The sequence below is a fragment of the Microbacterium sp. BF1 genome (assembly GCF_019279095.1).
Classification (GTDB): domain Bacteria; phylum Actinomycetota; class Actinomycetes; order Actinomycetales; family Microbacteriaceae; genus Microbacterium; species Microbacterium maritypicum.
In genome coordinates this window covers 1-4,097 of the sequence record NZ_JAGYWT010000214.1, presented here as the reverse complement: position 1 = coordinate 4,097, position 4,097 = coordinate 1, and the positions used below count along the sequence as shown (strand labels likewise).

Here is a 4,097-nt window from a genome sequence, read left to right as displayed (position 1 = left end):
GCGGACGTAGTCTTCTGCACAAGTGGTTCAGGGAATCTGTTCTCCACGGTATGTGAGCTCGCGGCGTCGATGTCGGTGGCCTCTCCTACGGTGGAAAGCGAGCCGAAGAGCCATTACGCCTTGTCGGTGTTCGAGGTGAACCTCGACGAGGTCTCCATCGCGGAGTACCTGTCATCGGTCGGGCATCCGATCGTCACCCTGCAGCACGTGATCGATGCCGTGGCCGCCGACGATCAGGATGCCGCGCTGCTGCGAGTGCCCCGGGGCACGCCCATCCTGCGTCTCACCCGCACATCGCGCGACGCGGAGGGACGGATCTTCGAGGCTTCGGAGGATCGGTACCTCAGCGAGGTGGTGCGCTTCACGGTCGCAGCCTCGGGGATCTCCACGGACGGCCACTACATGCGAGCAGTGGGCGGCTAGCCGGGCATGTGGAACCCCGTGGCGGGAGGCCGGAGAATCGGCCGTTAACGCAGAAGGCGATCGCGAGCGCGCAAAGTGTTTCAGAAGCCAGAAAGACCGCGCCCGCGATCGCAGCGCTGGGGACGCTTTATCTGGGGAGCTTTCAGACTACGGCTGATCGCAACGCGTTCCACAGGGTCGAACGTCGAGACTTCTCTAGACTTTCGTCTAGGCTCTCGCGGATCGTGGAAAGGGTGCTCACACACTCTAGAGCATCAGACGACGGGAAGTCGGGCCGACACGACCCAGAATCCGTCGATTTCGTCGGCGCTGAACTCGCCGCTCGCTCCCATCACCCGCTCCGCCATCCGGCCGAGGCCGGTGCGACTGGAGGAGAGCTCGCGGCGTGGGGTCGTCGGGAGGGGGCTGCGCAGCGTGAGGTGCGCGACCTCGTCGTCCACGGCGAGGTCGATCTGCACCTCGCCGGGGCCTGCGTATTTGAGGATGTTGGTGGCTGACTCGCGCACGATGCGCGCGAGGACGATCTCGACCGCACGCGGGATGCGCTCGTCGCGAGGGTCTCCCTCGCGGGCCACGGAGTGACCGGCCGATTCGAACTCGCCCTGCGCCTCGTCGATCGCTGCCGCGAGGTCGCCGGTCTGCACGCTGGAGGACTGCGGACCGTCGTCCGCGAGTTCGATCACGAAGCGGAGATCTGTCATCGCCTTGCGCGCGGCGACGCGGATCGCTTCTTGCGAGTCGTTGCTGGTCTCGGGGTCTTCGAGCATCTGCACGTGCAGCGCCACCACCGTGAGGTGGTGCGCGATGCTGTCGTGCAGCTCACCGGCGATCCATCGCCGCTCGGCGAGTACGGCCTGACGTTCCTGCTCGGCTCTCTCCTCGAGCTCGCGCTCGAGACGACTCCCCCGGGCGAAGGCGAGCCGAAGGGCGAACCCGACAGCTCCTGCCACGGTGGCGAAGATGAGATACAGCGCGACGTTGACGCCGGAATCGGCGTCGCCGTTGGCCACGATGGCCGCCGCGACCAGGAAAACGCCGGTGTAAGAGAGGATCAGCGATGTCCACCCCAGTCTCATGACGAAGCCGGCCGCGACTGCGGCGGCTGTCAGGACCTGGAGCTCTGATCCGGTGAGGAAAGACGATGCGAACACGACCCCGAGGGCACATGTCGCGATGAGCGGCTTCCAGAGGTAGAGGACGAACGCTGCAGTGGATGCAACGCTCACCAACAGTGCGACCGGGTTGACACCTGGTGTGGTGAAGAAGCCTATGAGGTCCGTGGCGACGGTGATGGTGACGATGACCAAGACGACGATGCGCTCGATCGCGCTGAGCTTCTCACCGCGGGTCAAGCGGAGCGTATCCGCCGATCCTCGAGTGGATTGGTCGAAGGCCATGGTTCACTATCTCCTTTTCGCCAGGTACTCTAGCGGTGAAGACCGAAGAACTTGCCAACCTGCTGCCAGAAAGTCATTACATTCACCTCCATTATGTAGTCGTTTGTCGATGTCTGTATTCATCTTCTCGGCGATCTGCGTGGCGCACATCTGTCTCACGTCCAGAGGTTTTTGGCCAAAGGTCTACATGACGTCGTCCGGGCGCCCGCGCCGTTAGGCTTCCCCCTATGCAGGGAATCCGTGTCGTGATCGTCGACGATGATCCACTGGTCCGTTCGGCGTTGTCGCACTTCGTGTCGCGCGACCCGGAGATCACCGTGGTCGCACAGGCGGAAGACGGCGTGGAGGCGATCGCCACCGTCGAACGCGAGCAGCCCGACGTGGTGATGATGGACGTGCAGATGCCCGAGATGGACGGCATCGAAGCCACCGGTGTGATCGCCGAACGCTGGCCTCACGTTCGTGTGCTCGCCGTCACGACGCTCGATGGCAGCGACACGGTGCTTCCGATGCTGAGCGCCGGCGCCTCCGGCTACCTGCTCAAGGACTCCAGCGCCGACGACATCGTCACCGGCGTCCGCGAGGTGCACAGCGGTGCCAGCTCGCTCTCCCCTCGCATCGCCTCGATGCTCATCAAGCACGTGCGCGACTCGACCCCCGTGGCGGCGGATGCCGCCGCACTCGAGCCGCTCACCGAGCGCGAGGTCGAGGTGCTGCACTGCCTGGCACAGGGCATGTCGAACGCCGAGATCGCCAAGGCGCTCATCGTCTCCGAGGGCACGGTGAAAGCCCACCTCGGACGCATGATGTCCAAGTGGCACCTGCGCGACCGCGTGCAGATCCTCGTGACCGCCGCGCACGCCGGTCTCGTCAGCTTCCGCTGATCACCACGCGAGCAGCACGATCCCGGCGACCACGACGAGCGACGCCGCGATCCGCCACGCCGGGCGCGACTCCCGCAGCACGAACACCCCGAACAGGCTCACCAGTACGACGCTGACCTCACGCAGCGGCGCCACCAGCGCGACCGGGGCGATCTGGATCGCCGTCAGCGCCAGGATGTACGACAGCGGCGACAGGAGCCGAAGGCGAGGATGCGGCGCCACTGCGTGCGCCCGAGCGCGCGGACCGCACTCCAGCGCCTGTGCACCGCGATCGAGTAGAACGGGATCTGCAGCAGCGTGGTGCCGACCATGAAGGCGACCGGCGAGAGGTCACCGACTTGGTCGTGAGCAGGCGACGGAGGAGACGCCCCCTGCCGAGCTGACCGCCTGGAAGCCGAAGCGCGTCACCGTCTGCCCTGCGGGCACGGTGTAGGTGCCGGTGTGGGAGCCCCAGGCCGCACTCCCGTCCGAGAGGTTGGGGCCGTTCTGCACGAGAGTGCCGGTGGGCGACCCGATCACGACGCGCATCACATCGGTGCCGCTGCGTCCTCGGTGCTTCAGCGACCAGGAGAGCGTCTGCCCCGGGGTCGTCGCGACGTCCTGGAAGAGCCTGCTCGGAGAGTTGGCGTTGAGCTCGGCGAACTGCCGACCCGCGGCCGCGGTGACGCCGTTGAAACCGCTGCTCCAGAGCTCGATCTGGTTCAGGCTGTCGGTGGTCGACCACCCGGGAACCAGCGGGGCCGACGTGAGCGACACCGAGGCGTTCGGGAGCACCGGCGCCTCGAAACCGCCGTTGACCAGCGCCACCGTTCCCTGACAGCTCGTCGGGTCCTGCGCGGCCGAGGCCGGTGTCGGTGCGATCGCGTCGGTCACGACGGTGAGGCCTGCTGCCAACAGCAGTGCTGATGTCGCGCCCGCGACGGCGCGACGAATGGACAGACGTGTGTTCGCACGCATGTGAAAGCTTCTCCCCGAATACCGGAGACCCCGAACCGGCGTCTCCCCCAGTGGAAGGCTAACCCGGGCGGGCGCGAAAACGATAGCGCCGTTGCCGAACGAAGACCGCGACTACGCTCGAAGGACCGCGCTCTTCAGGAAGGTCACGACATGCCCGTCACCCCCGCAGCCCTCGCCCACGCCGAGGATCTCGCCGACTTCGTCGCCGCGTCGCCCTCGAGCTACCACGCGGCGGAGGAGGTCGCGCGACGGCTGGCAGCCGCAGGGTTCACGCGGCTGCGCGAAGAGGATGCCTGGCCGACACCGGCCGGCGGTCGGTACGTGGTCGTGCGCGACGGTGCGGCGATCGCCTGGGTCGTGCCAGCGGATGCCGTGGCGACCACACCCGTGCAGATCTTCGGTGCGCACACCGATTCCCCCGGTTTCAAGCTCAAGC

5 protein-coding genes and 1 pseudogene are annotated in these 4,097 nt (G+C 66.5%); 3 read left to right on the top strand and 3 right to left on the bottom strand.

Going from position 1 to position 4,097, the window contains the following annotated elements:
• The first annotated feature begins 90 nt into the window (after positions 1-90).
• Positions 91-423: a UTRA domain-containing protein gene (locus KZA10_RS08960; RefSeq protein WP_308289623.1), complete on the top strand. Its 333-nt coding sequence runs from the start codon at positions 91-93 to the stop codon at positions 421-423.
• A 254-nt stretch (positions 424-677) separates the two neighbouring features.
• Here the strand turns inward: KZA10_RS08960 and KZA10_RS08955 are convergent, their stop codons facing one another.
• Positions 678-1,775, bottom strand: coding sequence for a sensor histidine kinase (locus tag KZA10_RS08955; RefSeq protein WP_256934636.1), 1,098 nt, complete (start codon positions 1,773-1,775; stop codon positions 678-680).
• Positions 1,776-2,047: 272 nt separating this feature from the next.
• Between KZA10_RS08955 and KZA10_RS08950 the strand changes: the two genes are divergently transcribed.
• Positions 2,048-2,704, top strand: a complete 657-nt coding sequence (locus KZA10_RS08950; RefSeq protein ID WP_256934635.1) for a response regulator transcription factor — start codon at positions 2,048-2,050, stop codon at positions 2,702-2,704.
• Here the strand turns inward: KZA10_RS08950 and KZA10_RS08945 are convergent, their stop codons facing one another.
• A complete protein-coding gene (locus tag KZA10_RS08945) occupies positions 2,705-2,926 on the bottom strand; it encodes a hypothetical protein (protein ID WP_256934634.1) in 222 nt (73 codons plus the stop codon).
• Between the two features lie 108 nt (positions 2,927-3,034).
• Entirely contained in the window at positions 3,035-3,661 is a 627-nt protein-coding gene (locus KZA10_RS08940) for a hypothetical protein (RefSeq protein ID WP_218682691.1), read from the bottom strand.
• Between the two features lie 150 nt (positions 3,662-3,811).
• Between KZA10_RS08940 and KZA10_RS08935 the strand changes: the two are divergent.
• Positions 3,812-4,097: pseudogene (locus tag KZA10_RS08935) on the top strand (M18 family aminopeptidase); the annotation flags it as partial.